24 protein-coding genes are annotated in these 26,766 nt (G+C 33.5%); 9 read left to right on the plus strand and 15 right to left on the minus strand.

From position 1 onward, the window contains the following. Positions 1-780: 780 nt before the first annotated feature. The 4 genes from ACM55H_RS06695 to ACM55H_RS06710 all read left to right on the plus strand — a co-directional run bounded on the left by ACM55H_RS06695 (position 781) and on the right by ACM55H_RS06710 (position 4,843). Positions 781-1,359, plus strand: a complete 579-nt coding sequence (locus ACM55H_RS06695) for a non-canonical purine NTP diphosphatase (protein WP_416835783.1) — start codon at positions 781-783, stop codon at positions 1,357-1,359. 204 nt (positions 1,360-1,563) lie between these two features. After that, positions 1,564-3,519, plus strand: a complete 1,956-nt coding sequence (locus tag ACM55H_RS06700) for a DEAD/DEAH box helicase (RefSeq protein WP_416835784.1) — start codon at positions 1,564-1,566, stop codon at positions 3,517-3,519. Between the two features lie 88 nt (positions 3,520-3,607). After that, on the plus strand, positions 3,608-4,375 hold the full coding sequence (locus ACM55H_RS06705; RefSeq protein WP_416835785.1) for a carboxypeptidase-like regulatory domain-containing protein: 768 nt from the start codon (positions 3,608-3,610) through the stop codon (positions 4,373-4,375). Between the two features lie 129 nt (positions 4,376-4,504). Further along, a complete protein-coding gene (locus ACM55H_RS06710) occupies positions 4,505-4,843 on the plus strand; it encodes a DHCW motif cupin fold protein (protein ID WP_416835786.1) in 339 nt (112 codons plus the stop codon). Positions 4,844-5,098: 255 nt separating this feature from the next. Here ACM55H_RS06710 and ACM55H_RS06715 read toward each other — a convergent pair whose 3' ends face one another. Then, positions 5,099-6,559 carry an aminoacyl-histidine dipeptidase gene (locus ACM55H_RS06715; RefSeq protein ID WP_416835787.1) on the minus strand — a complete coding sequence of 487 codons (1,461 nt, stop codon included), beginning with the start codon at positions 6,557-6,559 and terminating at the stop codon, positions 5,099-5,101. A 110-nt stretch (positions 6,560-6,669) separates the two neighbouring features. Here ACM55H_RS06715 and ACM55H_RS06720 point away from each other — a divergent pair, with 110 nt between their 5' ends. Further along, the gene (locus ACM55H_RS06720; RefSeq protein ID WP_416835788.1) at positions 6,670-7,734 is read left to right on the plus strand and encodes a DUF3810 domain-containing protein; all 1,065 of its coding nucleotides are present in this window, start codon (positions 6,670-6,672) and stop codon (positions 7,732-7,734) included. Between the two features lie 44 nt (positions 7,735-7,778). Here the strand turns inward: ACM55H_RS06720 and ACM55H_RS06725 are convergent, their stop codons facing one another. Both ACM55H_RS06725 and ACM55H_RS06730 read right to left on the minus strand, forming a co-directional pair. Then, a complete protein-coding gene (locus ACM55H_RS06725; RefSeq protein ID WP_416835789.1) occupies positions 7,779-8,993 on the minus strand; it encodes a 3-oxoacyl-[acyl-carrier-protein] synthase III C-terminal domain-containing protein in 1,215 nt (404 codons plus the stop codon). A 244-nt stretch (positions 8,994-9,237) separates the two neighbouring features. Next, the gene (locus ACM55H_RS06730) at positions 9,238-10,542 is read right to left on the minus strand and encodes an NAD(P)/FAD-dependent oxidoreductase (protein ID WP_416835790.1); all 1,305 of its coding nucleotides are present in this window, start codon (positions 10,540-10,542) and stop codon (positions 9,238-9,240) included. A gap of 176 nt (positions 10,543-10,718) precedes the next feature. On the opposite strand from ACM55H_RS06730, the gene ACM55H_RS06735 reads away from it, so the two are divergent. The 3 genes from ACM55H_RS06735 (at position 10,719) to ACM55H_RS06745 (ending at position 12,572) form a co-directional block, all read left to right on the plus strand. Beyond that, complete coding sequence (locus tag ACM55H_RS06735) at positions 10,719-11,147, plus strand: hypothetical protein (RefSeq protein ID WP_416835791.1); 429 nt, start codon at positions 10,719-10,721, stop codon at positions 11,145-11,147. Positions 11,148-11,439: 292 nt separating this feature from the next. After that, on the plus strand, positions 11,440-11,943 hold the full coding sequence (locus tag ACM55H_RS06740) for an RNA polymerase sigma factor (protein ID WP_416835792.1): 504 nt from the start codon (positions 11,440-11,442) through the stop codon (positions 11,941-11,943). Beyond that, on the plus strand, positions 11,940-12,572 hold the full coding sequence (locus tag ACM55H_RS06745; RefSeq protein WP_416835793.1) for a hypothetical protein: 633 nt from the start codon (positions 11,940-11,942) through the stop codon (positions 12,570-12,572). Before ACM55H_RS06740 ends, ACM55H_RS06745 begins: the two co-directional genes overlap by 4 nt. 165 nt (positions 12,573-12,737) lie before the next feature. Here the strand turns inward: ACM55H_RS06745 and ACM55H_RS06750 are convergent, their stop codons facing one another. Further along, entirely contained in the window at positions 12,738-13,547 is an 810-nt protein-coding gene (locus tag ACM55H_RS06750; protein ID WP_416835794.1) for a lysophospholipid acyltransferase family protein, read from the minus strand. Positions 13,548-13,684: 137 nt separating this feature from the next. Further along, positions 13,685-14,326 (minus strand): NUDIX hydrolase, encoded by a 642-nt coding sequence (locus tag ACM55H_RS06755; RefSeq protein WP_416835795.1) that lies wholly within the window; start codon positions 14,324-14,326, stop codon positions 13,685-13,687. 98 nt (positions 14,327-14,424) lie between these two features. Between ACM55H_RS06755 and ACM55H_RS06760 the strand changes: the two genes are divergently transcribed. Next, positions 14,425-14,865, plus strand: coding sequence for a DUF4268 domain-containing protein (locus ACM55H_RS06760; RefSeq protein ID WP_416835796.1), 441 nt, complete (start codon positions 14,425-14,427; stop codon positions 14,863-14,865). Between the two features lie 175 nt (positions 14,866-15,040). Here ACM55H_RS06760 and ACM55H_RS06765 read toward each other — a convergent pair whose 3' ends face one another. The 10 genes from ACM55H_RS06765 to ACM55H_RS06810 form a co-directional block, all read right to left on the minus strand. Beyond that, positions 15,041-15,451 carry a hypothetical protein gene (locus tag ACM55H_RS06765; protein ID WP_416835797.1) on the minus strand — a complete coding sequence of 137 codons (411 nt, stop codon included), beginning with the start codon at positions 15,449-15,451 and terminating at the stop codon, positions 15,041-15,043. 9 nt (positions 15,452-15,460) lie between these two features. After that, positions 15,461-16,405: an NAD(P)H-dependent flavin oxidoreductase gene (locus ACM55H_RS06770; protein WP_416835798.1), complete on the minus strand. Its 945-nt coding sequence runs from the start codon at positions 16,403-16,405 to the stop codon at positions 15,461-15,463. Positions 16,406-16,420: 15 nt separating this feature from the next. Beyond that, positions 16,421-18,034 (minus strand): S8 family serine peptidase, encoded by a 1,614-nt coding sequence (locus tag ACM55H_RS06775; RefSeq protein ID WP_416835799.1) that lies wholly within the window; start codon positions 18,032-18,034, stop codon positions 16,421-16,423. Between the two features lie 131 nt (positions 18,035-18,165). Next, positions 18,166-19,353 carry a tRNA 2-thiouridine(34) synthase MnmA gene (gene mnmA / locus ACM55H_RS06780; protein WP_416835800.1) on the minus strand — a complete coding sequence of 396 codons (1,188 nt, stop codon included), beginning with the start codon at positions 19,351-19,353 and terminating at the stop codon, positions 18,166-18,168. A 77-nt stretch (positions 19,354-19,430) separates the two neighbouring features. Then, positions 19,431-20,141 carry a toxin-antitoxin system YwqK family antitoxin gene (locus ACM55H_RS06785; RefSeq protein ID WP_416835801.1) on the minus strand — a complete coding sequence of 237 codons (711 nt, stop codon included), beginning with the start codon at positions 20,139-20,141 and terminating at the stop codon, positions 19,431-19,433. 92 nt (positions 20,142-20,233) lie between these two features. Continuing rightward, the gene (gene yidC, locus ACM55H_RS06790) at positions 20,234-22,138 is read right to left on the minus strand and encodes a membrane protein insertase YidC (RefSeq protein ID WP_416835802.1); all 1,905 of its coding nucleotides are present in this window, start codon (positions 22,136-22,138) and stop codon (positions 20,234-20,236) included. Between the two features lie 69 nt (positions 22,139-22,207). Continuing rightward, positions 22,208-23,821, minus strand: coding sequence for a CTP synthase (locus ACM55H_RS06795; RefSeq protein WP_035670840.1), 1,614 nt, complete (start codon positions 23,819-23,821; stop codon positions 22,208-22,210). Positions 23,822-23,982: 161 nt separating this feature from the next. Then, positions 23,983-24,213: a DUF3820 family protein gene (locus ACM55H_RS06800; RefSeq protein WP_132112187.1), complete on the minus strand. Its 231-nt coding sequence runs from the start codon at positions 24,211-24,213 to the stop codon at positions 23,983-23,985. Positions 24,214-24,299: 86 nt separating this feature from the next. Beyond that, positions 24,300-24,701 carry an OsmC family protein gene (locus ACM55H_RS06805; protein ID WP_035670836.1) on the minus strand — a complete coding sequence of 134 codons (402 nt, stop codon included), beginning with the start codon at positions 24,699-24,701 and terminating at the stop codon, positions 24,300-24,302. 54 nt (positions 24,702-24,755) lie between these two features. Continuing rightward, positions 24,756-26,702, minus strand: coding sequence for a LysM peptidoglycan-binding domain-containing protein (locus ACM55H_RS06810; protein ID WP_416835803.1), 1,947 nt, complete (start codon positions 26,700-26,702; stop codon positions 24,756-24,758). Between the last annotated feature and the right edge of the window lie 64 nt (positions 26,703-26,766).

The following is a 26,766-nucleotide window of genomic DNA, read 5'->3' on the forward strand; positions in this document are numbered from 1 at the left end:
TTTCAATACTAAAATCATAATTCTTAATACATTATTACAGTTAAAATTATTTTAGTAAATTTTAATAAAAAATTACTATTTTGATTTATGTCCATAAAAAAGGAGGTCTTATACAGACCTCCTAGTTTAGATTTTGGTTTGTTGTTATCTACTGATACCTTTCGGTGATCGTGACTATCAAATACGTTTCTCTTTGCAGATAGACATATTCAAAAACAAATCAAAATCATACTCAAAGATAAGGCGATTTTTGTTTCAAACAACTCTAAAAAAGCAATTTAACCAATAATTAACGTATTGATTTTTAAAGCATTAAAAAAAACATTCAATGCTTTATTGATAAATCAAAAATATAAAATTCCAAAAAACACGGATAAATCCTCAGAAAATTTAAGCACTATGCTTCAGTGCTAGCCACAAAAAAAGGAGGCCTTTTTAAAGGGCCTCCGATTGTTGATTTTGATTTACCATTTATCAACTCATACCGTTCAGTATGAAATGACTATTTGAATAAGCTTCTCTTTTCAGATGGTTTTACCCAAGTGATTAATCAAAATCACACTCAAAGATACAACTTATGTTAGTTCAAATAATTTAAAAACAACACTTTAACCATTAATTAACGCGTTGTCTTTTAATCGTTTAATCCATAAATGTATTTTTTGAATTTCAAATAAACCAGAGATTCCTATGACACATAAACATTTCGAACTGTTTTGACGGTATTCCAATCAAATAGTTAAAAAAATGTATCTTTGAAGCCTAATTAAAATCAATAAAATGCAACTCGTTTTCGCTTCCAATAATAAAAACAAAATTCTGGAAATGCAAAGTATGCTTCCTGATACAATCCAAATTCTGAGTTTAGAAAGCATCGGTTGTCATGAAGAAATTCCTGAAACAGCAGATACTATAGAAGGAAATGCCATTTTAAAAGCTAATTATGTAACCTGCAACTATGGCTATGATTGCTTTGCTGATGATACTGGACTTGAAGTGGATTCTTTAAATGGAGAACCCGGAGTTTTTTCTGCGCGATATGCTGGCGAACAGCGCAATGCCGATGATAATATGAATAAATTACTGGACGCCTTATCCGGTAAAAAAAATAGAGAAGCACAATTCAAAACGGTCATTGCATTACATTTAAATGGCAAACAACATCTTTTTACAGGAATTGCCCGAGGTGAAATCACTTTAGAAAAAGCAGGAAATCAAGGATTTGGCTACGATCCTATTTTCAAACCAGAAGAATATCAGGAAACTTTCGCCCAATTATCATTAGACATTAAAAATAAAATTAGTCACAGAGGAAAAGCGACACTCCAGCTAATAGACTTCCTTAAAGCAAATAAATAAACTTTTACAATACAACATTTTTATAACAATATCTCTGATTTTGAGTCGTAATTTCACATTGAATTACGAAAGTAAAAACTATAATTTGCAAATTAAAAACATAACTTTCTGATAATCAAATTACAATAAATCATTAAATCTTAAAATAGCATTAGTTTATATGAATTATAAACAGTAATTTTGCACCCTATTTTAAAAATACATATGAATAAATTTGAACAATTAGGATTGAGTGAATCGTTACTGAAGGCGATTTTAGATCTAGGATTTGAAAATCCGACCGAAGTACAGGAGAAAGCGATTCCCCTATTATTGGAAAAAGACACAGATATGGTTGCGTTGGCTCAGACAGGGACAGGGAAAACGGCAGCTTTTGGTTTTCCAGTTATTCAGAAAATTGATGCCGACAACAGAAACACACAAGCATTAATTTTATCTCCAACACGCGAACTTTGTTTGCAGATTACCAACGAAATTAAAAACTACTCTAAATACGAAAAAGGTATTAATGTGGTAGCAGTTTACGGTGGAGCTAGCATAACAGAACAAGCGAGAGACATAAAGAGAGGCGCACAAATTATTGTAGCAACTCCAGGAAGAATGCAAGACATGATTAATAGAGGTTTGGTAAACATCTCTCAAATCAACTATTGTATTCTTGACGAAGCTGACGAAATGTTGAACATGGGTTTCTACGAAGATATCGTAAACATCCTTTCTACTACGCCAGACGAAAAAAACACATGGTTATTCTCTGCAACAATGCCTGCTGAAGTAGCACGTATTGGAAAACAATTCATGACTGATCCAATTGAAATTACAGTTGGAGCTAAAAACTCAGGTTCTGCTACCGTTTCTCACGAATTTTACCTTGTAAATGCACGTGACCGTTACGAAGCTTTGAAACGTTTAGCTGATGCTAATCCAGACATTTTCTCAGTAGTTTTTTGTCGTACCAAAAGAGATACGCAAGCCGTTGCTGAAAAATTAGTTGAGGATGGATACAGCGCTGCTGCATTGCACGGAGATTTATCTCAAGCGCAACGCGATGGTGTAATGAAATCTTTTAGAGGAAGACAAATCCAAATGCTTGTAGCTACTGATGTTGCAGCTCGTGGAATTGATGTTGATAGCATTACTCACGTAGTAAACTATCAATTACCTGACGAAATCGAAACGTACAATCACCGTTCAGGTCGTACGGGTCGTGCTGGAAAATTAGGGACTTCTATTGTAATCGTTACTAAAAGCGAATTGCGTAAGATTTCTTCAATTGAAAGAATCATCAAACAAAAATTCGAAGAAAAAACAATCCCTTCTGGAATTGAAATCTGCGAAATCCAATTATTACACTTAGCTAATAAAATTAAAGATACAGAAGTTGATCATGAAATTGACAACTATCTTCCTGCAATTAACAGCGTACTTGAAGGTTTATCGAAAGAGGAATTAATCAAGAAAATGGTATCGGTTGAATTTAACCGTTTTATCAATTATTACAAGAAAACTAGAGATATTTCTAATCAAGCTTCAGGTTCTGAAAGACGTGAGCGTGATGATAGAGATGGTGCTCCAAGAGAAAATAACAATGGTGGTGCAACAAGATATTTTGTGAACATTGGTTCTAGAGATAACTTTGATTGGATGTCATTGAAAGATTACTTAAAAGAAACATTGGACTTAGGTCGTGATGACGTTTTCAAAGTAGATGTAAAAGAAGGTTTCTCTTTCTTTAACACGGATCCGGAACATACTGATAAAGTAATGGAAGTATTGAACAACGTACAATTAGAAGGACGTAGAATCAATGTTGAAATTTCTAAAAATGATGGTGGTGGAAGACGTGACCATAACGGAAGAAGTTCTGGTGGTGGTTTTGGCGGAGGTCGCTCAGGCGAAAGAAGTTCAGCTCCAAGAAGAGAAGGTAGTTTTGCTCCAAGAAGAGAAGGTTCTGCTGGTGGCGGATTTAGAAGCGACAGAAATTCAGCTCCAAGAGAAGGTGGATTTGGCGGAAGAAGCGATTCTAGAAGTGCTGCTCCAAGAAGAGAAGGTGGTTTTTCATCTGACAGACCTAGAACTGAAGGTTCATCTGACAGAGCACCTAGACGTTCAGAAAGCTTTGGTGATTCACCAAGACCAAGAAGACCAAGAAGAGACTAACATCTATTGTTAATTTTCTTATAATTATATACTGGAACTACAAAATATTTAATCCTCTTTTACTACTTTTAAAGTTTTAAATCAGTTTATGAAATATTTTGTAGTTTTCTTTTTTTTAGTACTATCTGCAACCGCTGTCGCACAAGTAACAGAACTCTCCCAAAAAGTCAATGGTATTATTATCAACAACAGCACTAAGCAGCCGTTGTCTAATGTAAACATCATCAATATCAATAAAGTACGCGGAGCAACTACCGATTCAAGAGGATATTTCGAAATTGATGTACAGCCAAACGATACTTTACACTTTACCAGTTTAGGATTTCAATCTTTAAGAGTCCGAGTTACTAATGACTGGATAAAAAATAAAAGCACAAAAATTCAACTTACCGAGAAAGCAATTGCGCTAGAGGAAGTAATCATCAGACCTTTTAATTTAACGGGATATCTCGAAGTTGATTCTAAATTAATTCCAACAAAAGAAAACTACCGTTATAGCATTTCAGGATTAACACAAGGGTACGAAGCAGGTGAATATTCTCCAAATGCCTTTGGAAGAGTACTGGGTTCTATCTTTAATCCAGCAGATATGCTTTATAATTTCTTTGGCAAAAATCCAAAAGAACTCAAAAAGCTAAAAGAAATGAAAAAGGATGATACGGTTCGAAATCTACTCGAATCTAAATTCGACAGAGAAACAATAGCTGTACTTCTTGGCGTGGATAAAAATGAATTAGCCGAAATTTTACAACGTTGCAATTATTCCGATGCTTTTATACAAACAGCAAATGATTTACAAATTATGGACGCCATAAGTGGCTGCTATGAAGAATATAAGATTCTGAAGAAAAAATAATATGACACCTACAGTTTTTTAATCTAAAGATAATTTCAATCCTCAATCACGAAAGTAGTTGGGGATTTTTATTTTAAAATACTTAAATTCGAGTTTAGCTAAAATTAATTAATCCAATAAACAAAATCCATGTCTAACATACCTTTCCAAGCCATCAATTGGAACAAAATAGAAAGAACAGAACATAAAGGCGAAACGGGAATAGCCTATTGGCAAACCATTCAATTAGGAGGATTACGAATTCGGAAAGTTATTTATTCTGACGGTTATTTAGCCGATCATTGGTGTCAAAAAGGACATATTGTACATTGCCTCGAAGGAAATTTTATTAGCGAAATGGAGAACGGAGAACAAACAAATCTGTCTAAAGGAATGACTTATGTAGTTTCTGATGATTTAAGCTCTCATCGCTCTATTGCTACTAATGGAGTTGAATTACTAATCATCGACGGGGATTTTTTGAAATAATATTTAAAACAAATCAAAATATTATATACATTTACTTACATCAAAATTAAAAACAAAATTTAAATACCCATATCATGGCAAAAAGTCAAGACGCTAAGAAGACCGTAAAAAAAGAACCTTTAAAAACGGCAAAAGAAAAGAAAGAAGAAAAAAGAGATAAGAAGAACAGTCCTAAAAGAGACTAATTCTTTTTATAAAAAACAAACCCTCGTTTATTGCTAAGCGAGGGTTTGTTTTTTTTATTCAACTATAAGGCTATTTAACCGGAATATTGGCTAAAATTTCCAATACGAATTTCCAAAATTTCTGAGAAGAAGAAATACTTGCTCTTTCATCTGGGGAATGCGCACCATGAATCGTAGGTCCAAAAGAAATCATATCCATTTCAGGATAATTAGTTCCCAGAATCCCACATTCTAATCCTGCGTGACAAGCCACAACTTTTGGTTTCTCCTTATTTTGTTTTTCGTAAATCGCAACCAAAACATCTAGAATCTCCGAATTTACATTTGGAGTCCAACCAGGATAAGAACCAGAAAGTTCCACCTCACAACCTACTAATTCGAAAGCAGAACGCAAAGAATTCGCCAAATCATATTTAGACGTTTCTACAGAAGAACGGGTCAAACATCCTATTGAAATCTCACCATCTTTGATGATTACCCTTGCAATATTATTAGAAGTTTCTACCAGATTCTCCATATCAGCACTCATGCGATACACGCCGTTGTGCGCTGCGTAAATTGCTCTGATAATTCCTTCCTGAACACCTAAATCCATTACTTTTTTTGGTAAATCGCATTTCACGATTTCAATCGTTAAATTTGGCTCGGTAGTTTTAAATTCATTTTTGATGTCGTTGATGATTTCTTGCATATCAAAAATATAAGCTTCATCAAACATTTCGGAAATAATCACTTTAGCAACACTTTCTCTTGGAATAGCGTTACGCAAACTTCCGCCGTTGATTTCCACCACTTGTAAACCGAAGTTTTCAAAAGCATCAAACAACAAACGGTTCATGATTTTATTGGCATTACCCAACCCTTTATGGATATCCATTCCTGAATGTCCTCCATTCAATCCTTTTACGGTAATAATATGCCCAACAGAACCCTCAGGAACTTCCTCTTCGTGATAACTTCTTGTAGCAGTTACATCAATTCCCCCAGCGCAACCAATGTCAATTTCATCGTCTTCTTCCGTATCTAAATTCAAAAGGATTTGACCTTGCAGAATCCCTCCTTTTAAGTTCAAAGCTCCAGTCATTCCTGTTTCTTCGTCAATGGTAAACAAAGCTTCAATAGCTGGATGTGGAATATCTTTACTTTCCAGAATTGCCATAATTGTAGCAACTCCAAGACCGTTATCAGCGCCAAGAGTTGTTCCTCTTGCACGAACCCAGTCTCCATCTACATACATATCGATTCCTTGCTTGTCAAAATCAAAAACAGTATCGGCATTTTTTTGATGTACCATATCCAAATGTCCTTGAAGAACAATCGCTTTACGATTTTCCATTCCTGGAGTAGCAGGCTTACGAATAATTACATTCCTGATATCATCTTCAAAAGTCTCCAATCCCAGACTGTTTCCGAAATTTTTCATAAACTCAATCACACGCTCTTCTTTTTTAGAAGGACGAGGTACCGCGTTCAAATCAGCAAACTTATTCCAAAGTGCTTTGGGTTCCAGATTTCTTATTTCTTGGCTCATTTATTTTTGTTTGAGGTTTAACATTTATAAGCTCCAAAGTTACAAAGTTTAAATTCTTTTTCGATACTAATTGATATTGTAATTATCTTTACCTATTCAAAATTAATCCAGTGAAACCAAAATATTTCCTTCCTTCCTTTCTTTTTCTCCAAATACTGTTTTTGCAGATTATTCCTTTTTTTCCAGAACGGGTGGAGCAATTTTACAGCAATGGTTTGTATCCAATGATTGCTAAATTTTCGAGAATAGTTTTTGGTACAATTCCATTTTCTGTAGGGGATTTTATTTATTTTATTGTGATTTCCCTCATTTTTATATGGTTTTGGAACAATCGAAAATCTTGGAAACAAGAATGGAAAAACAACATTTTGTCTATTTTAAGTTTTGTATCCGTTTTTTATTTTTTGTTTCATATTCTTTGGGCATTCAATTATTACCGTCAACCCCTTTTTGAAAAAATGGCCATTAAAAAAGAGTATTCTGATGCTGATTTATTGACTTTTACCAAGAAACTAATCACCAAAACTAACGAAGTTCAAGCTCAGATTACAAAAAATGATAGTTTAAAAGTGGTATTTCCTTACTCGCAAGAACAGGTTTTTGAAATGAATTTGAATGGTTATAAAAACCTATCCAATCAATATCCCTATTTTACTTATAGTCATTTGAGTACTAAGAAATCTATTCTCAGTCTGCCTTTGGCTTATATGGGCTTTGGAGGCTATTTGAATCCGTTTACAAATGAAGCTCAAGTAAACGACCTTGGACCGATGTATAGTTTTCCTATGACAACCAATCACGAAATGGCACATCAAATGGGCTATGCCAGCGAAAGCGAATGTAATTTCATTGGATTTTTAGCTTCAGTAAAAAATGACAATTTATACTTTCAATATTCTGGATACAGCATGGCTTTGCGCTATTGTTTAAGTAATTGGCAAGTTCGAAATGAAAAAATATTCAAACAATTACTTAAAACTGTTCATCCGGGAATTTTGAAAAACTACAAAGAAAGTGATACTTTCTGGAAGCAATATGAAACCCCAATTGAAACAGGTTTTCATGCTTTTTATGACAATTTCCTGAAATTAAATCAGCAAAAAGATGGTATGGAAGGATATAGTAAATTTGTGAATTTGATGGTGAATTATTATAAAAACGACAATAGGCTATAAACGTAAACCGCTTATAGCCTATTTTTTTAAAAATTTTACCTGAATTATATTTTTTCAAGCAACAATCCTGTAGCCGTTAGTCCTGGTCCAAAAGCCATTGCAACAACTTTTGTTCCAGATTTTATGTTTGGATCATTTATAATTTCGTTAAAAATATGTGGAATCGTCGCAGAAGACATATTTCCCAGACGGCGTAATATTTCATAAGACCAACTAGCTTGATCTTTAGACAATCCAATTGCATCTATAACATAATCAATGATTTTTGGTCCACCGGGATGTATTGCAAAATGCATTTTGGATTTCTCTTTATCAAGGTCAATATCAACTTTCTTGCAAAGTGTAGTCAAAAACGGTTTGATATTTTTACGAATAAAAACGGGAACCCTTTTAGATAGTGTCATTAAAAAATTATACTCCCCTAAATCCCAAGACATATCCTCCAATGAATCTGGAATAATTACCTCATGAGCCGCTAAAATTCGTAAGCCTTTTTTCTCCGGAAAGGAATCGTCTTCCATAAACGATTCCTCATCAAATAAAGAATAGCCAATGAATCCATCTGCAAAAAGAGAGCAAATCATGGTATTTGAATTAGAAAACTCAACTAAATTTAAATGGGCCGACAATAATTCAGTGTGAACTATATCTACTCTACCTTTAGTTTCACTGGAGCATAACAAACTTCTTCCCGTACGAATTGCCGGAAAAGCACCATAACATCCCATATGGTAGGAATGGGTAACTTGAACCGTTTCCCAATCTCTTTCTATTACGGCTTCCTGCGCAACACTGGGAGAAGAATAGCCCGAACATGTAACATGAATAAGATTTTCAGGACTTGAAATTGTATTTGAGTAAAATTCGTCAAAAACATATCCCATTTTTCTTTTAAACCATTCCATTCGAACCTCTATTTTAGGACCATAAAGATTTCCGGGTTTGACTTCAAAACCAGCAGGAAAATGGTATTCAGAAGGCAAAGTAATATCCATTTCATTTTCAATAAAATTCTCAACCTCTTCAAAAATTAAAATTTGTCTGCTATTTATGCTTTCTGAAGAAACGGAATATTTATCTACATGATCAGATATAGACTCAAAACTTACCGGCTCGACACCATCACTTCCTGAAACATCCGATTGTGGGAGATTTTGAAAATGATAATAGAGAAATTTTGTGTACTGATTGAGCTTTGTTTGGTCTATTAATTTTCCCACCAAAATGGGATGAAAATTGGAAAGGATAACTCTTTTCATTAATTACAACTTTGTTTAAAAACAAAATTAAATCAAATCTCTTTCCAAAAATAACCTCATAATCACCTATAATCCACAATATTAACAAATAACTGATAATCAAGTGATTACAAATACTATAATTTTGTTAAAATATTGAAAATCAAAGCATTGTAAGAATGATTTTACGTCTTAAAAATATTGATTATCAGACCTGTAAGAATGATATCACAACTTTAATTTATTGGTTTGCAAGCAAAATTATTTACACTTCATCACTTGTAAATGTCGTGAAACTTTTCTTTTTGTATGGTCTAATAATCAATCTTCCTTCTCGGTCAAAACGAATGTAGTTGTACACCCAATTCAAGAAAACTACCGCTTTATTTTTGAATCCAATTAAGGAGAATAAATGCACAAACATCCAGACAAACCAAGCAAAAACTCCACTGAAATGGTATTTTGGCAAATCGACTACCGCTTTATTTCTTCCTATGGTTGCCATTGCACCTTTGTCATTATATTCAAAAGCTTCCATGGGTTGTTTTCTAATTAATTTAATTATGTTTTCTCCCAATAATTTTCCTTGTTGCATGGCGGGTTGTGCCATCATAGGATGTCCTTGCGGATACGCTTCGGTTTCCATTGATGCAATATCGCCTATGGCAAAAATATTGTCATAACCTACTACTTGATTGAATTTATTTACTCTAATACGTTCTACTTTTTCAACAAGCGAATCGCCATCTAGCCCCGCGACTACAGCACCTTGTACTCCAGCTGTCCATATTACAGTAGCAGTTTCAAAAGTCAAATCGGAATTAGTCGTTATGGTACGCCCATCATAATTTGTTACCCGTACATTTTTCCAAATTTTAACGCCCAAACTAATTAGAAATTTTTCGGCGGCCTGTGAGGAATCCTCACTCATGGTATTTAGAATTCTGTCGCCACTTTGTATGAGATTGATTTCCATTTTTGCAATATCAAGATCGGGATAATCTTTTTGCAAGATGGCTTTTTTCATTTCGGCCAAAGCGCCAGCCAGCTCTACTCCTGTTGGTCCACCACCCACTAGCACAAAATTAATAAGGCTATTTTGTTCGGCTATATCAGTAGTTAAAACGGCTTGTTCGAAATTTTCAAGAATAAGACTGCGAATATTGAGCGATTGTGGTATGGTTTTCATAGACATACTGTTACGCTCTATTTCTTTGTTACCAAAATAATTAGTTTTGGAACCCGTTGCTATAACCAGATAGTCATAGGACAGGTCCCCTATTTCAGCTTTAATTTTTTGATTTTCAGTATCAATTTCTTCTACATTAGTCAGTCTAAAATAAACATCATCGTATTCCTGAATGACTTTCCGGATGGGATATGCGATGGATCCGGCTTCGAGTCCGCCTGTCGCCACTTGATACAATAAGGGTTGAAAAGTATGATAATTGTGTTTATCTAAAAGAACGACTTGCACTTCCTTATCTTTTAGTTTTCTGGCTAATGCTAGTCCTGCAAAGCCTCCTCCTATAATGACTATTCTGGGTAAAGCTGAATTTGGGATGTTCATATTTATATAATAAAAAACGAAGTTAATAAAGAAAAAAGACTTAACTAACTTTAAATAAAAACAAAGTACCATTAGATTAATGCCTTGCAAAAAAATATAAGATTTTATTTGTTATTATAATTTTTTTATTCATAATTTGGCTACATATTTAATTTAAAACAATAAATCTTTAATTTATGAAAAAAAGAATTTCAATTGCAGTAGTCTCTTTATCAATGTTAATGTTGTTAAACAGTTGTGGTGTTATGTTTGGTGGAAGTAGGTATGAAGGTACGATAATTGCTAATGGACATCCAAACGCTCAAATTTATGTTGATGGACAAAAGATGGGTAACGGACAAGTAACTGCATTATTTCCAAGAAACAAATCATTAAATGTAGAATTGAAAGAAGACGGTTGTGATGCTAAAAAACAAACGTTTAATAACGCTTTTAGAACAGGAAATTTTATACTTAGCGTTATCTCATTTGGAATATTAGGTATTGGAGTAGATTTAGGAACTGGAGCAGCATACAAACCAGACCACAGAAACAATCCTGCAGTTCAAAAAGTTACTGATAAAAAATATACTTTTAATGTAGATTATTCTGATTGCAAAAAATAATCAATAATACCTTATAAAAAAGTCCTTTATGAAAATTTCATAAAGGACTTTTTTTTTGTAATAAAAACTGAATATGTTACATTCTTTTTTTGGAAAAAGTTATTAAGAAATCTAAACGTGTAAATTAGCCCCGATGGTAATGAAAATCCTTTCTAGTCCTGATTTTTTTTCAGGACTAGAAAGATTGCAATGTACAGCGGGAGGAGTATTTATTATAAATCGAAAAGTTTGTGCTACCAGAAAAAATGTGCTATTTTGTAACAAAATCTATTTTTGGATTACTAACATATGTATGAGTGATAATCTAGAGCATTCTTTTGTAAAGCAGTTGCAGGCAAATCAGAATATAATCCACAAAATTTGTAGGTTATATACTAATGGCGATGATGCACATAAGGATTTGTTTCAGGAAATCACGATTCAGTTATGGAAGGCATTTCCAAAATTCAGAGGCGACAGCAAATTTTCTACTTGGGCCTATAGAGTCGCTTTGAATACAGCCATTACTTTGTATCGAAAGACAAAACGATCGATAAGCACCATTGAATTTGAGGGAAGACAGCATTTTACTCATGATATTGAGTACAATTATGAGGAAGAAGAACAGATAAAACTCATGTACAAAGCTGTATACCAGTTAAATGACATTGAAAAAGCATTAGTATTTATGTATCTGGAAGATAAAGATTATACCGAAATAGCTGAAACATTAGGAATTAGTGAAGTAAATGCGAGGGTGAAAATGAACAGAATAAAGGGGAAATTAAAAAAAATATTAAATCCATTAGAAATATGAAAGAGCTGGATTTATTAAAAAAAGATTGGCAGAAGAATGATAATTCTTTTGAACAGGTTTCGGAAATAGAGATTTATAAAATGATTCATAAAAAATCATCTTCGATAGTGAGATGGATTTTGATTATCAGCATTTTGGAAGTTTTACTATGGACATCGATTAGCTTATTTTTTAATTCGGATGATTATTTAAAAAAGATTAAGCACGATGAACTGATAAAATATTTTGAAGCATTAACCATTTTTAATTATGGTGTGATATTGGTTTTTATTTATTTATTTTATAAAAACTACATCCTGATTTCGACAACTGTTTCTACCAAACAGCTAATGAAAGACATCCTAAAAACAAGGAAAACTGTCCAATGCTATGTTTGGTATAATCTTGGAATGATTGTTTTTAGCTTAATTATTGGTTTTGTAATTGCCTTTTCCTACAATCCTGATGTGGCAATTTTAAGAGAAAAAATTGCCAATGACGGAAAAATTATGGCTATAACAATAGGCATTCTAATTTTGACAATCGCTGTATTTTTTGGGATATTCTGGTTATTTTACAGGTTATTGTATGGAATCTTGTTAAGGAGATTGTATGCTAATTACAAGGAATTGAAAAAGATAGACCTTTAAGTCCTCAACTCTCTCCAAAGGAGAGGGAGCCGAAATGAATATAGGATTTATAAAGAATATAGAATCTTGATTAAAGATTTTGAAATTATAATTTAAAATTAGCAAAAAAAACTAAACGTTTAAACTCTTAAACTTCAACTTTTTTTAAAACTTAATAACTTCAATTTAATATTCCCATTGTCTTAAACGGTTCAATTCTTCCTGTGCTTTTAGTTCTTCAGCAGGAATTACTTTTAGAAACGAAGGGTGTTGTTCAATGGCATATTCTACTTTTTCGACAATTTCATCAATTGTATCATTATCATAATCAATATCTAACGGTTCTTTGATGATAAACGACTGTAGGATTCCTTTCTTTTTCATGCGCAATCCCTTTTTATCAAATGAACGACGAAAACCATCAATTACGATTGGGACAACTATTGGCCTGTGTTGTTTGATAATATGAGCCGTTCCTTTACGAACCGGTTTAAAAGACTTGGTTGTTCCTTGTGGAAAAGTGATTACCCAGCCATCTTTTAACGCTATTTTGATATTTTCCGTATCATCTGGATTTACATCTTTCTTTTCGGCAACATCCACACCTTTTACTCGCCAAGTTCTTTCCACTGTTATTGCGCCGGCATAAGCCAATATTCTTGGCAAAAGTCCTGCTTGCATAGTTTCTTTGGCGGCAACATAATAAATATTCATTTTGGGCTGCCATAGATAACATACATTTTTAATAGTATCGTCTCGTCCGCTTAAACTAGCATTAAAGACATGAAACATCGCTACGACATCTGCAAAATAAGTTTGATGATTCGATATAAAAAGGACATTCGTATCCGGTAAATTCCTGATAATCTCAGAACCTTCAATTTGTAATTCATTAAATCCTCTATAGCGTCTATGCGTAATACCTCCGAAGATTCGGATTAACCATTTTTTTATAAATAATATATGTCCAAAAGGATTTCTCTTAAACAATCCCATAAAATTGTGTATTTTTTTTGTGAATTTGGATTACAAACGTACGAAAATTATATTTGTCGTTAGCATCCGTTTTTATGTGAACTAAATTAAAAATAATTCAATTAAAACGACTATTTTTTAACTCTTAAAAAAGATTTCTAACCTAGAACTTCTTTCAAGACCTCTTTTAACTCACTCATCATCATTGCTGTAGCTCCCCAAACGATATGTTCCTCAATTTTAAAAGCAGGAACTATAATTTTTCCCGCATAGGAAGTAACCATTTCAGCACTGATAATAATCTCATCACTCAAAAAAACGGATAACGGCAATTCAATAATAGCTGCCACTTCATTAGGCTCAGGAATAAAACGAATCTCCTCTCTGCTAATCCCTAAAAAAGGGTGCACCATAAAATTGCTTGGCGGAATATACATTTGTGTAAAAGGCTTGATAATTTCAATATCCCTAGGCAAAATTCCTATTTCCTCATGAGTTTCCCGTAAAGCTGTATTTACAAAAACCTCATCTTCAGTTTCATACTTACCGCCAGGAAATGCAATTTGGGAAGAATGAACCCCTTCATAGGAATTCCGAACAATAAGTACCAAATGTGTCTTTCCATTTTTAGGATAAAACAACATCATCACAGCGGCTTTTCTAGTTTTTTTATCATCAAAAATACCACTTTTCAAAGCATCAATTCTTTCTAATGGCGCCATTTTAAGGTGCGCTTCGGCAGCAGGAAGTTTTACCTCTACTAAATTAGGAACATATTTTAAAAAATCTTGAAAATCCATAATCAAAGTCTATTTTTGCATCTCAAAAAAGATCTTATAAATATAGTTTAGAAAATAATGCTTCGCAAATTTTCTAAAATCAAATTCAAATAAATAAAATGTACAGTAAAGAAGAAACTCAAAAATTAAAACGAGAATTCTGGGTCACTTTCGCAAAAAAATACCCTCGAAAATGGATGCTATACGACACTAAAATTAAAGACTTTTCTTTCAAGTTTTACGTAGACAATAAAAAGGCACAAGTTTTAATCGACATTGAGCATCGAAATGATGAAAAGCGAATTGCCTATTTTGAAAAAATAGAAGCATTAAAAAACATTCTGGAAGACGAATTCGTCAAAAATTTAGTTTTCGAAAAAGACTATACTCTTGAAAATGGCAAAACCATCAGCCGCATTTGGGTTGAAAAATTAGGTGTCGGCGTTAGCAATCGCAACTATTGGGATGAAATATTTGACTTCTATAACGAGAAAATGAATGCTCTGGAATTGTTCTATATGGAGTATGATGAATTCATTAAAGATATTGAGAAAATTTAGGGCGTGACCCGTTGAAAAAACGGGTCGGGCTGTACGTTACAAGTCCTCGCTCTTCCTTCGTCAGGCTGTGGGCTTTTCACTTCCATCCCTTACGCAACATAACGAAATTACAATTCTACTTTTTTTACCGAATTCAAATTGACATAAAAAAATCCGCTTAAAGCGGATTTTTTATTTACATATTGAAAATATTATAAACTACAATTCTGTCATCATAATTGATGTACAATTGCTTCCTATTATCTTGTTTTTTTCGGGTGATGATGGATAGCGTACAATTATCCCCATTATTGTCTTTACAAGTAAACGAATAAACAATATCTGTATCATTTTCTTCAGTGGCTTGATAATCGATAATTTCAAACAGTTGAATAACTTGGGAATAAATTACAATTCTGTTTTTATTAGTGTCTAATGTGACTAAAATATTGACCAAATCCAAATCAGACCATTTTCCCCACTTCCCATTTTCCTTTTTTTCTAAAACACTAAAACCTGAAGTCTTAAACTTATAGTTTTGGCTATAAGAATATTGCAGTCCTAAGACCATAAAAAGCAATATGGTATATATTTTTGTTTTAGTCATATTTATAAATTAAAAATCAAAATTCATTACTTCTCTTATTGCAGTTTCAAAATCTGACATCATTTCTTCAACGATAACTGAAACTGGTTTTATCTCGTGAATCAAACCTGCAATTTGACCTATTTCTAATTCTCCTTCGATTAAATCTCCTTCAAACATTCCACGCTTTGCTCTGGCTCTACCTAATAAACCAATTAAATCTTCTTTTGTTGCGCATTGTTCATACAAATGCTGAACATCTTGATAAAATTTATTTTTAATTAATCGAACTGGAGCCAGTTCTTTTAAGGTCAATTGCGTATCGCCTTCTTTTACATTTACTATCGTTTCCTTGAAGTTTTCATGTGCAGATGATTCCACGGAAGCAGCAAATCTGCTACCTACTTGAACTCCATCAGCACCAAGCACCATTACCGCAAGCATGCCACGGCCAGTAGCGATACCTCCGGCAGCTATTAATGGAATCTTGATTTTTTCTTTCACCATTGGAATGAGTGTAAGTGTCGTGGTTTCCTCTCTGCCATTATGTCCTCCAGCTTCAAACCCTTCGGCAACAACAGCATCAACGCCCGCATCTTGTGCTTTTAATGCAAATACAGAACTACTGACCACATGCACTACAGTTATCCCGTTTTCTTTCAAATAAGAAGTCCACGTTTTTGGGTTTCCAGCTGATGTAAAAACGATTTTCACACCTTCGTCAACAATTATTTTCATTATTTCTTCGATGTTGGGATACAACATCGGAACATTTACGCCAAAAGGTTTTGAGGTGGCTTTTTTACATTTTTGAATGTGTTCCCGTAGGACTTCGGGATACATGGAACCAGCGCCTATCAATCCCAAACCTCCTGCATTACTCACCGCGCTTGCTAATTTATAACCGCTATTCCAAATCATTCCTCCCTGAATAATTGGGTATTTAATCTTGAAAAGATCTGTGATTTTATTCATGTTGTATTAGTGCCGTTAACGTTTTATTATTTTTCCGCTTTTGAAAAAAGAATTTGATTCCACTTTATACACATACATTCCTTTGCTTAATGCTTTCAATGAAATACTAGGCGATTCAATTGTAATTTCTTTGTCCAATACTTTTTGACCTGAAATAGAATAAATGCTAACCATCGCTCGATCCAGTCCTACCGGTAATAAAATTGTAATAAAATCAATTGCCGGATTTGGATAAATTATAAAATCATCTTTAGAAAAAGTGTTCAATGATAATCCATTAGTCACTGCTAAATTAAAATCTGGGATTCCATAACCATATTGATTGTCGGGCATTGCAAATCTATCTGCTGATTTTAATAGCAACTGTCTTATTTCGGCATTGGTTTTACTTGGATTTGCTTGCCACAAACAAGCAACCATTCCTGCCATAATGGGGCTGGAAAAAGAAGTGCCATCTGCATATACAATATTCCCAAATTCATCGGACAAAACATCTGATTTTCCTTGAGCCATAACATCCGGTTTTACCCTTCCGTCAGACGAAGGTCCTATGGAACTAAATGAAGTCAATAACTCTGATGCATTTACAGCTCCTACGGCAATTACAGATACAGCATCAGCAGGTACAGCAATGTATGGATCAGATGTACCTCCTGAATTACCGGCTGACGCCAATACAATCATACCTCTGCTAAATGCAATTTCAGCTCCACGAGATATAAAGGAGGTAGCTCCGTTCATTTCACTATAAGTATGACTATACGCAGGATTATCATATTCAAAATAACCTAAAGAAGTATTTATAATATCAACGCCCAAACTATCTGCTTTTTCGGCAGCTTCAACCCAAAGCGATTCTTCAACAGGATTTTCAGAAGTATCATCTTCAGTAATAAATAAATAATAGGAAGCATCTGGTGCTGTTCCCACTAACGAATTTTCTTTGTAACCGCCCATTGCCGAAAGTACCGATGTTCCGTGCGAAACTCCAGTATAAAAATCGGGATTTCTTAAAACAAAATTATAACCTCCTAAAATTTGGTTATTATCTCTTAATCTTTGAAATGGCAGTGCTGTATTAACCCCCGGAAATCCTGCATCTAAAACGGCTATTATTTTCCCTGCACCAGTATAATTCTGTTGATGCAATAATTGTCCATTAAGCATCTGTATTTGATTTGTTGATGTCCCGTAAGCGTAATTAATTTTGGTTTTCTTGCTTTTATTTACCTTTTTTATTTTGGATAACTTTGAAATCTTTCCAGTCTGATTGAGTAATTTATTTGCAAAATCAACTTTACTGACAAAAGAAAACGCTGTCAATGAATTTATAATTGCTTGGGTTCCTCGAACATGAATAGCATTCAACCATTTGGATTTTGCCATAACAGTAATTCCTGCAACAGCTTTTACCTGATTGACATAAGACATGTCTATTGGAATATCTTTAGAATCCAATACTATATTTTGAATCGTTCTTCTATCCAAAGCCCTTTGGGAAAGCATTTGCAAAGGCGAATCAAAATAAGGCTGAGAACTGGGTTTAGCATTGAAATATACCCAAGCATCTTCTTGAGAAAAACCAACAGAAGTAATCAACAAAAAAAGAAATAAATAGAATTTTCTCATAGTTAACTTTATTTTTTAGGCCTGAAAATTCCAACTAAAGTTAGGATTTAATCCTCTTTATAGCTGTTTGAAGACATTCTTAATTCAGGGAAAATATATGTTTTAGACCTTTTTATAAATAAAGCACTAAACTAAGAAATTACTCCCGAACCAACTAATTCATCTGCTAAATACCAAGCAACAAATTGTCCTTCGGTTATTGCAGATTGAGGTTCTTCAAAGGATATATACATTCCATTCTCAAATTGATGTAAGGTGGCGTTTTGTAAAGGTTGTCTGTAACGGATTCTCGCCATAACTTCCATTGTTTCACCATTGGCCAAAGCCATATCTTTACGGATCCAATGTACTTCCGATTTTTCAACAAGTAATGCTTTCTTGAACAATCCAGGATGTTGACTGGTTAATCCGGTATAAATCGTATTGGTTTCCACATTAGTGGCTATAATAAATAATGGATCAGTTGTACCACCCACATTGAGTCCTTTTCGTTGACCTGTGGTAAAATAATGAGCTCCTTGGTGTTTTCCTACTTTTTTACCCATCTCAGGCGTGTATGGAATTTTTCTTGCATCAAATGCCAAATCTTCTTCAAGAGTTAAACCTTCTTCTTTTTCAGAATTGTAAACAGAATCGTTTTTATCTATTTGAATAATAATCCCGTCTTTAGGTTGCAATTTTTGCTGCAAAAATTCTGGCAAACGTACTTTTCCTATGAAACACAAACCTTGAGAATCTTTCTTTTCAGCAGTAATCAAATCCATTTGGGCCGCAATTTCCCGAACTTCCGGTTTGGTCAATTCGCCTATAGGAAATAATGATTTTGCCAATTGCTCTTGTGACAATTGACAAAGAAAATACGATTGATCTTTATTGGTATCGGCACCCGCTCGCAATTGATAAACGGTTTCACCGTTGACTTCGATTTCACTTTTTTGACAGTAATGTCCCGTCGCCACATAATCGGCACCAAGACTCAAAGCGATTTTCATGAAAACATCAAATTTTATTTCGCGATTACAAAGCACATCGGGGTTTGGAGTACGCCCTTTTTCATATTCGTTGAACATATAATCAACGATTTTCTCTTTGTATTCTTCACTTAAATCTACCGTTTGAAAAGGAATTCCTAATTTTTCAGCAACGAGTAATGCATCATTACTATCTTCCAGCCATGGGCATTCATTAGAAATAGTAACCGAATCATCATGCCAATTTTTCATAAAAAGACCTATGACTTCATATCCTTGTTGTTGCAATAAATAAGCAGCAACACTAGAATCTACACCTCCTGAAAGTCCTACAACAACACGCTTCATCTTCAAAAAATTATAATTTTATAAGGGTGCAAAGTTACGAAAGATTTACTACAGTAGTTGTGTAACGATACACTTAATTAAGATTTGGATTTTGTTGCATTTTGAGGAATACTCATATTCACTTCTTTGACTTTTTTTCCTTTTTCGAAAAATTGCCAAGACCCTGATTTTTTTCCATTTACAAACTGTCCTTTAGAAACCACATTCCCATCCGTATCCTTGAAAATGGCCAAACCATTGTACTCATTATTCTTAAAAATAGATTCTTCAAGTACAATTCCTTTTTCGGTGTATTTCTTATAAACGCCGTCTTTTAGATTCTTTTTATAACTGATTTCTTCGGCTATTTTACCGCTAGGATAAAAAACACTTCGCAAGCCTTCTAGTTTTCCATTTGTATAATTTTCAATAGTCATAATAGTTTTTGAAGCTTGATGGTAATACTTCCATTGCCCTTCAAATAATTTATTTACAACTTTCCCCTCGCTTACTTTATTCTTATCTTGATCATAAAATATAGTATAGGCAGAATTGTCTTTAGGATTAAATTCTCTGGTAGCTATTACCGATTTTGCTTTGGTATCGTCATAAAAATTGAAAACTCCTGTTTCCTTCCCATGAACAAAAGTTCCTTCATAACGCGGTCTCTTTGATTCCTCAAAAAAACCCTTCCATAAACCATGCTTTTTTCCTTTTTCATCTAATTTATTAAAATCTGTTTGTGCGTGAAGACAAAACACATTCAAAAAAACCAAAATACATATTCCTTTTTTATAAAATGCTTTCATAATAAATAACCTTTTAATAGTAACGACTTCTGATGGCTTAAATTATCTGTAAACAAAAAAATCTCGAAATATATCGAGATTTTTTTTAACTTTTATTTCTTTTTGTCTTTCGCTTTTTGAGCTTCAGCTTGTTCCATAACTTCTTGAAGTTTTTTCTGGAATTTACCTTGTTTCTTCGGCTCTTTCAATTTATTCTCTTGTATTTGAGCATGAATTTTATCGCTGTCAACAATGTAATTTTTAATAACAAACATAATTCCGATAGTAATCAAGTTCGAAATAAAGTTATACAAACTCAATCCGGCACCATAACTGTTGAAGAAAATCAACATCATAATTGGTGAGATATAAATCATATACTTCATCATTTTTGCCATATCTGGCATTCCTTCTTGTTGTGGAGCAGCCATTTGTTGATCGCCAGAAGTCATTTTCATATAGAAGAAAATCGCTATTGCAGCCAATATTGGAAACAAACTAATATGATCGCCATACATAGGAACATGAAAAGGTAATTTTACAACTTGGTCAAAAGAAGATAAATCGTCTGCCCAAAGGAAACTTTTTTGTCTTAACTCGAAAGCCGATGGAAAAAACTGAAACGAGGCATACATAAAAGGAAGCTGAATCAAGGCCGGAATACATCCTGCCATTGGGTTCACCCCAGCTTTATTATACAACTTCATCGTTTCCTGCTGTTTCTTCATGGGGTCTTTTTTGAATTTTTCTCCCAATTCAGTAATTTCAGGTCGTAATACTTTCATTTTGGCTTGAGACAAAAATGATTTATAAGTAATAGGCGACATGGCAATTTTGATAATAACAGTAAAGATAATTATCGCAATTCCATAAGCGATGTAAGAACTTAAAAATCCAAATAATGGAATAAATACAAATTTGTTAATCCATCCAAATATACCCCAACCTAAAGGAATAATTTTTTCTAAATTTTTATCGTAGGCTTTTAATGTTTTATAATCTGATGGTCCAAAATACCAGTTCATTTTATAATCTACTTCACCATTTGTAAATGCTAAAGGAACATTTGCATTAAATTGCTTGATGTATGTTGTATCTACTTTTTCATCTACAACTAATTTATGTGATTTTAGTGTGGTTTTAGCAAACGGAGTATCTGTCAATAAAATAGTACTGAAAAAATGCTGTTTGAAAGCAATAAACTTAACATTTTCAGGTGTTTCTTCTTGAACATCTTTTCCAGTCCCAGAAACATTATTAAATTTATTATCACCATACTCATAATTCAATAAAGTATAACGATCTTCGTAAGCAATACTTTTTTCTGTTCTGTAAGTTTTTAAATTCCATTCTAAATCCAATGGTTTAGCAGTATTCAAAACTTTATTCAATCCTTGAGAACGAATATCAAAACCAACCATGTAATCGTTAGGTTTCAATATGTACTTGTATTCCAGAAACTCATTTGCGCCAGCTTTCAGTTTCATAGACAGTATTTGATCTGCTCCAACTTTTGTCAATGTTGGTTCAAAAAATAAGTCTTTTGTATTTAAAGTACGGTTATCGCTAGTAAGCAATTGAATATTTAAATCCGCATTATTGTCTTTAATTAATTCAACTAATTGACCAGAGCCTTTTTTGAATTTTTCGAAATTTTTCAAAGCGGCTTCAACAATATAACCTCCTTTATTCGCGATTTTTAATTTTACAAATTCATTTTCAACTGTAGTAAAACTTTCTTTTGCGGAAGGAAGTGATGCTGAATAAGCGAAATTTCCTAAAGTTTTTTGTAATTGTGCCATTTGAGTTGAATCACCAGGTACAATAGCCGCTGCTGTAGCAACCGTTTTAATTGCAGCCGCTTTTGCTAAAGCTTCCTTAGCCACTAACTCTTTTTTAGCTTTATCAGCAGCAATAGTTGCTTCCGAAGGCTTATTTTGAAACATGATCCAAAACAAAATACCAACTATCAATATAAAACCTATAATCGAATTAAGGTCTAATTTTTTTTCTTCCATTATAATTTAAAAAAAAGGTTTAAAGTTTAAAGCTCAAAGTTTCAGTTTTAAAGAAACAAATTACTTATGTTATTTTTTCTTTGCTTGAACTGCCGCTGCCACAAAATTTACAAAAATAGGGTGTGGGTTTGCCACGGTACTTTTGTATTCTGGATGGTATTGAACACCAATAAAAAATGGGTGATCCTCTAACTCTATAATCTCAACCAAACCGGTATCCGGATTTACTCCTGAAGCAATCAAACCTGCATTTTGCAATTGTGCAACATAGTTACTGTTGTACTCATAACGATGACGGTGACGCTCAGAAATAGTTTCTTTCCCGTAGATTTTATATGCCAATGAATCTTGTTTTAAATCACATTTCCATGCTCCAAGACGCATTGTTCCCCCTTTGTCCGTAATCGTTTTTTGCTCTTCCATCAAGTTGACAACAGGATGTGAAGTTTGCTCATTCATTTCAGTCGAATTAGCATCAGGATAACCTACAATATTTCTTGCATATTCGATTATTGCCATTTGCATACCTAAACAAATTCCGAAAAACGGAACTTTATTTTCTCTTGCATAACGAACCGCTTCTATTTTTCCTTCAATTCCTCTTTCTCCAAAACCTGGAGCTACAAGAATTGCATCTAAACCTGATAATTTTTCTTCAATATTTGTTGCATCAATATGCTCAGAGTGAATAGAAATCACGTTAACTTTAGTTTCATTTGCAGCACCTGCATGAATAAAAGCTTCCAAAATAGATTTGTAACAATCTTGCATTTCTACATATTTTCCAATCAAACCGATGTTTACAACATGCTTAGGATGTTTTAGTCTGCGTAAAAAAGTATTCCAGTTTTTTAAATCCGGAGCCGCTTTTTTAGGCAAATCCAGTTTCTTTAAAGCGACTATATCAAGACCTTCTTCCAGCATTAAATTAGGCACTTCATAAATCGTTGAAGCATCGATAGATTGTATAACGGCCTCTCTTTTTACATTACAAAACAAGGCTAATTTGTTGCGAATCTCATCTGAAATTTCATGCTCTGTTCTACAAACTAAAATATCAGCTTTGATACCACTTTCCATCAATGTTTTAACAGAATGCTGTGTTGGTTTAGTTTTTAATTCTCCGGCTGCGGCCAAATAAGGGACTAAAGTCAAATGAATTACTAAACCGTTATGCTCTCCTAATTCCCAAACTAATTGACGAACCGATTCAATATATGGCAAGGATTCAATATCCCCAACTGTTCCACCAATCTCAGTAATAACAATATCAAAATCACCCGATTTACCAAGCAATTGCATTCTATCCTTAATTTCATTGGTAATGTGAGGTACAACTTGTACTGTTTTACCAAGAAATTCTCCTCTTCTTTCTTTTTCAATAACCGAAAGATAAATTCTTCCTGTAGTAACATTATTGGCTTGAGATGTAGGAACATTCAAGAAACGCTCATAATGTCCTAAATCTAAATCAGTTTCCGCACCATCATCAGTCACATAACATTCTCCATGCTCGTATGGATTTAAAGTACCTGGATCGACATTAATATAAGGGTCAAACTTTTGGATGGTTGTACGGTATCCCCTAGCTTGTAACAATTTTGCCAAAGATGCAGCTATAATTCCTTTTCCTAAAGAAGAAGTCACACCGCCTGTAACAAAAATATATTTCGTTTGATTCATTCTGTTGTTGTTTGTATTGTAGTTATGTAAAAAACTTGGCAAAAGTACAAATTTAATTGGACTATTAGAATTTTAGACTGTTAGATTTTCAGACTCTTTTTAGATTAAAAAAAAGTAAAATCTAATTCTCTAAAATTCTAAGGAGTCTAAGAAAGTCTATCCTATGGTTTAGGATAGCGTTTTTTTATGTTTCGAATTAACTCTTCCAATCCGTTCAGTTTTAATTCGTAAATCAATTTCAATTGTTCCCCTAATTCTCCTTTTGGAAATCCTTTATTACTGTACCAAACCACATAATATTCAGGCAAATCGATAAGAAATTTACCTTCATATTTACCAAAAGGCATTTTGGTATGCGCCAGTTTAATCAGTTGTTGTTGGTTTTTATCCATTTTTTCAATAAAAAAGAAGCAAGAGACAAAAAATCAAGATGTATTAATTCCTCTTGATTTTTTGTCTCTTGCTTCTCGACGCTATCTTATTTCCAGTTGAAAGTAATTCTTTTTTCGATCTCAGTATTTAAACTCAAGAAAACAGGACAGGTCATGGCCGTTCGCTCCAGAATCGTTTTATTCTTCTGGTCGTCAGTCCCTGACATATCAAAAGTAATTTCTATTGTTCCAATTCGTCTTGGCTCTGCATTCATAATTTTCGTTACTTCAGCAGTAGATCCTTTCAAATCTAGATTCATATCGCGAGCTTTTATTCCCATTACAGTCATCATACAACTTGCCAAAGCATTCGCAACCGTATCAGTTGGTGAGAAAGCCTCGCCTTTTCCATTATTGTCTAATGGCGCATCTGATATGATTTCATTTCCGGATTGCAAATGTATTGATGATGTTCTTAAATCGCCTAAGTACGTTACTTTTGATGTCATAATTTTATTATTATTTTATTCTACAGCCACTGAACACTGATTACTCAACACTTTTTAATTAGCTTCTTTTATTGTTAAATCGGTGTCATAATATAAGATGTAAACACCTTTATTAGTATATCCACCATTTTCTTTTTTATAGTATTCAAATTTATTATCTACCTGCTCAGTAGCTATAGAATCAGTAGTTTCCTGATACGTTCTATCTTGTGACAAACGCATCATGGTATCGAATGTAATATCAAAACCACGGGTTGCGAAAGCGCTAGGGAAAATTTTATTTTTCTTTTTATATTCTTTTTCGAAAATTAAAGCTTCGGGAGATTCGTTTTCACGGGTTACAGAAGGATACATTAATTTCAATTTTGTCAAATTCACAAAATTAATTTCATCAGTATCTAGTGTTTCATTAGGTTCTAAAATAACCAACTGTACTTTATACGTTGTCATAGCACTCAACATAGTAGCCATTGTTGATTTAATCATTCCTGTATTTCCGGTTTCCATTACCACATAGTTTATTTTGTCTTTCACAAATAAACTTTTTAAATTTTCAGGAGCTAAAGCTCCGTTTGCGGCAAGGACAGAAAATTTCACATCTTTATGATTCTCTTTTATAAATTGAATCATTGATTCCTTTTTCTTATCGACTACAGCTATAATATTACCGCCTTTTGCTCTCATATAATCAAACATGGCATTTTTAACCGCAGTAGCCGTTGGAATGGTTTGATACAAATTACTAAATGAATTCCCAATATCTTTTGATAAAGGAGAAATCACAGGAACTTGATTCAGAGTCAATAATTCAGCTGTTTTCTCCACGTTAGTCAGATAAAAAGGTCCGACAACGGCATCTGAATTTTCCAGATTATTTTCTTTAATTATAGAAGCGACATTAGAAGTATTTTTGGTTTCTTGCGAATCATAAATCTTAACATCGATAGAAAGTCCTATTTGTTTTGCAGAATCAATCGCCATCAAAGCTCCCGAATAAAAATCTAAAGTCATGTTCAAAAACTTGTCTTTTTTAAGACGCATTGCAGTGGTATTGATAGTGTCTCCTTCAATATTTGGCATATTAAAAGGCAAAAGCAATACTAACTTTTTTCTGTTGTTACTTTTCTTTGATAATCCAGCGTATTCTTTTTTAGTTTCCTTCGGAATAGCAATCGTTCCCGGGACCTTCAAAATCATTCCTTCCACAACACCTTGAGACAAAGCAGGGTTTAGAGTGATTAATTCTTCCTGAGTCATCCCAAACATTTTTGACAAACTATAAAGCGTTTCTTTCGGCTTCACTTCATAATTTAAATAATTAATGGCTACCGCAACCTTTACAGGATTCGGTTTTGCAATTTCCTTTTTAGATTCAACAACTGGGCTAGTTTTCTCTACTTTTGGAGCATTGCCCTTGATAATTAATTTATAACCGATAGGTAAATTAGAAACAATTTCAGGATTTTTTTTCTCTAATTCTTGAATGGTAATCCCATATTGTTTAGAGATAGAATATTTAGTTTCCTTTGGAAGTACCTCGTGATAAACTACTTTTTCTTGAATTACAGTAACGGTAGCTATCTTCGGGCTGTTTTTAGACGGAATAACGAGCGTTTGTCCAATTTTTAGTCCTTCTTTTTCAAGAGTTGGATTGGCTTTCTTCAAATCTTCATCAGAAATGCCGTATTTTTTTTCAATCCCGTACAGTGTTTCTTTCGGTGCTACCTCGTGAGTTGTAGTTTTCGCGATTGGCTTAGCTTGCACTATAGTCTTTTGTTTCGCTCCACTTTTTGGAATTAACAAAACACTATTAGGCTTTAATCCACTTTGTGCATCCGGGTTTAATTGATAAATATCATATGGAGTAACGTTGTACTTTATTGCAATCTGACTTATCGTTTCTCCTTTCTCCACTTTATGGGTACTATTTTTTTCTTGCGAAAAAACATTGTAGTTAAAAAACAAAGCAGTAATACAAATTGCAAAAAAATATTTCATCATTTTTATTTATAAAATTATTCAATCATTAATAACGGAACGGTATCAAATTTTGTTCCAAAACTTG

This window comes from Flavobacterium cryoconiti, assembly GCF_048158645.1.
GTDB classification, from domain to species: domain Bacteria; phylum Bacteroidota; class Bacteroidia; order Flavobacteriales; family Flavobacteriaceae; genus Flavobacterium; species Flavobacterium cryoconiti.

What these genes read in the sequence shown, in the direction of transcription:
- ACM55H_RS06750 (WP_416835794.1), bottom strand. Translation starts at nt 13,547, where the DNA reads ATGGGATTGTTTAAGAGAAATCCTTTTGGACATATATTATTTATAAAA.
- ACM55H_RS06785 (WP_416835801.1), bottom strand. Translation starts at nt 20,141, where the DNA reads ATGAAAGCATTTTATAAAAAAGGAATATGTATTTTGGTTTTTTTGAAT.
- ACM55H_RS06810 (WP_416835803.1), bottom strand. Translation starts at nt 26,702, where the DNA reads ATGATGAAATATTTTTTTGCAATTTGTATTACTGCTTTGTTTTTTAAC.
- ACM55H_RS06770 (WP_416835798.1), bottom strand. Translation starts at nt 16,405, where the DNA reads ATGAATAAAATCACAGATCTTTTCAAGATTAAATACCCAATTATTCAG.
- ACM55H_RS06740 (WP_416835792.1), top strand. Translation starts at nt 11,440, where the DNA reads ATGAGTGATAATCTAGAGCATTCTTTTGTAAAGCAGTTGCAGGCAAAT.
- ACM55H_RS06735 (WP_416835791.1), top strand. Translation starts at nt 10,719, where the DNA reads ATGAAAAAAAGAATTTCAATTGCAGTAGTCTCTTTATCAATGTTAATG.
- ACM55H_RS06710 (WP_416835786.1), top strand. Translation starts at nt 4,505, where the DNA reads ATGTCTAACATACCTTTCCAAGCCATCAATTGGAACAAAATAGAAAGA.
- ACM55H_RS06760 (WP_416835796.1), top strand. Translation starts at nt 14,425, where the DNA reads ATGTACAGTAAAGAAGAAACTCAAAAATTAAAACGAGAATTCTGGGTC.
- ACM55H_RS06730 (WP_416835790.1), bottom strand. Translation starts at nt 10,542, where the DNA reads ATGAACATCCCAAATTCAGCTTTACCCAGAATAGTCATTATAGGAGGA.
- ACM55H_RS06695 (WP_416835783.1), top strand. Translation starts at nt 781, where the DNA reads ATGCAACTCGTTTTCGCTTCCAATAATAAAAACAAAATTCTGGAAATG.
- ACM55H_RS06795 (WP_035670840.1), bottom strand. Translation starts at nt 23,821, where the DNA reads ATGAATCAAACGAAATATATTTTTGTTACAGGCGGTGTGACTTCTTCT.
- ACM55H_RS06755 (WP_416835795.1), bottom strand. Translation starts at nt 14,326, where the DNA reads ATGGATTTTCAAGATTTTTTAAAATATGTTCCTAATTTAGTAGAGGTA.
- ACM55H_RS06700 (WP_416835784.1), top strand. Translation starts at nt 1,564, where the DNA reads ATGAATAAATTTGAACAATTAGGATTGAGTGAATCGTTACTGAAGGCG.
- ACM55H_RS06715 (WP_416835787.1), bottom strand. Translation starts at nt 6,559, where the DNA reads ATGAGCCAAGAAATAAGAAATCTGGAACCCAAAGCACTTTGGAATAAG.
- yidC (WP_416835802.1), bottom strand. Translation starts at nt 22,138, where the DNA reads ATGGAAGAAAAAAAATTAGACCTTAATTCGATTATAGGTTTTATATTG.
- ACM55H_RS06805 (WP_035670836.1), bottom strand. Translation starts at nt 24,701, where the DNA reads ATGACATCAAAAGTAACGTACTTAGGCGATTTAAGAACATCATCAATA.
- ACM55H_RS06725 (WP_416835789.1), bottom strand. Translation starts at nt 8,993, where the DNA reads ATGAAAAGAGTTATCCTTTCCAATTTTCATCCCATTTTGGTGGGAAAA.
- ACM55H_RS06705 (WP_416835785.1), top strand. Translation starts at nt 3,608, where the DNA reads ATGAAATATTTTGTAGTTTTCTTTTTTTTAGTACTATCTGCAACCGCT.
- ACM55H_RS06800 (WP_132112187.1), bottom strand. Translation starts at nt 24,213, where the DNA reads ATGGATAAAAACCAACAACAACTGATTAAACTGGCGCATACCAAAATG.
- mnmA (WP_416835800.1), bottom strand. Translation starts at nt 19,353, where the DNA reads ATGAAGCGTGTTGTTGTAGGACTTTCAGGAGGTGTAGATTCTAGTGTT.
- ACM55H_RS06745 (WP_416835793.1), top strand. Translation starts at nt 11,940, where the DNA reads ATGAAAGAGCTGGATTTATTAAAAAAAGATTGGCAGAAGAATGATAAT.
- ACM55H_RS06765 (WP_416835797.1), bottom strand. Translation starts at nt 15,451, where the DNA reads ATGACTAAAACAAAAATATATACCATATTGCTTTTTATGGTCTTAGGA.
- ACM55H_RS06775 (WP_416835799.1), bottom strand. Translation starts at nt 18,034, where the DNA reads ATGAGAAAATTCTATTTATTTCTTTTTTTGTTGATTACTTCTGTTGGT.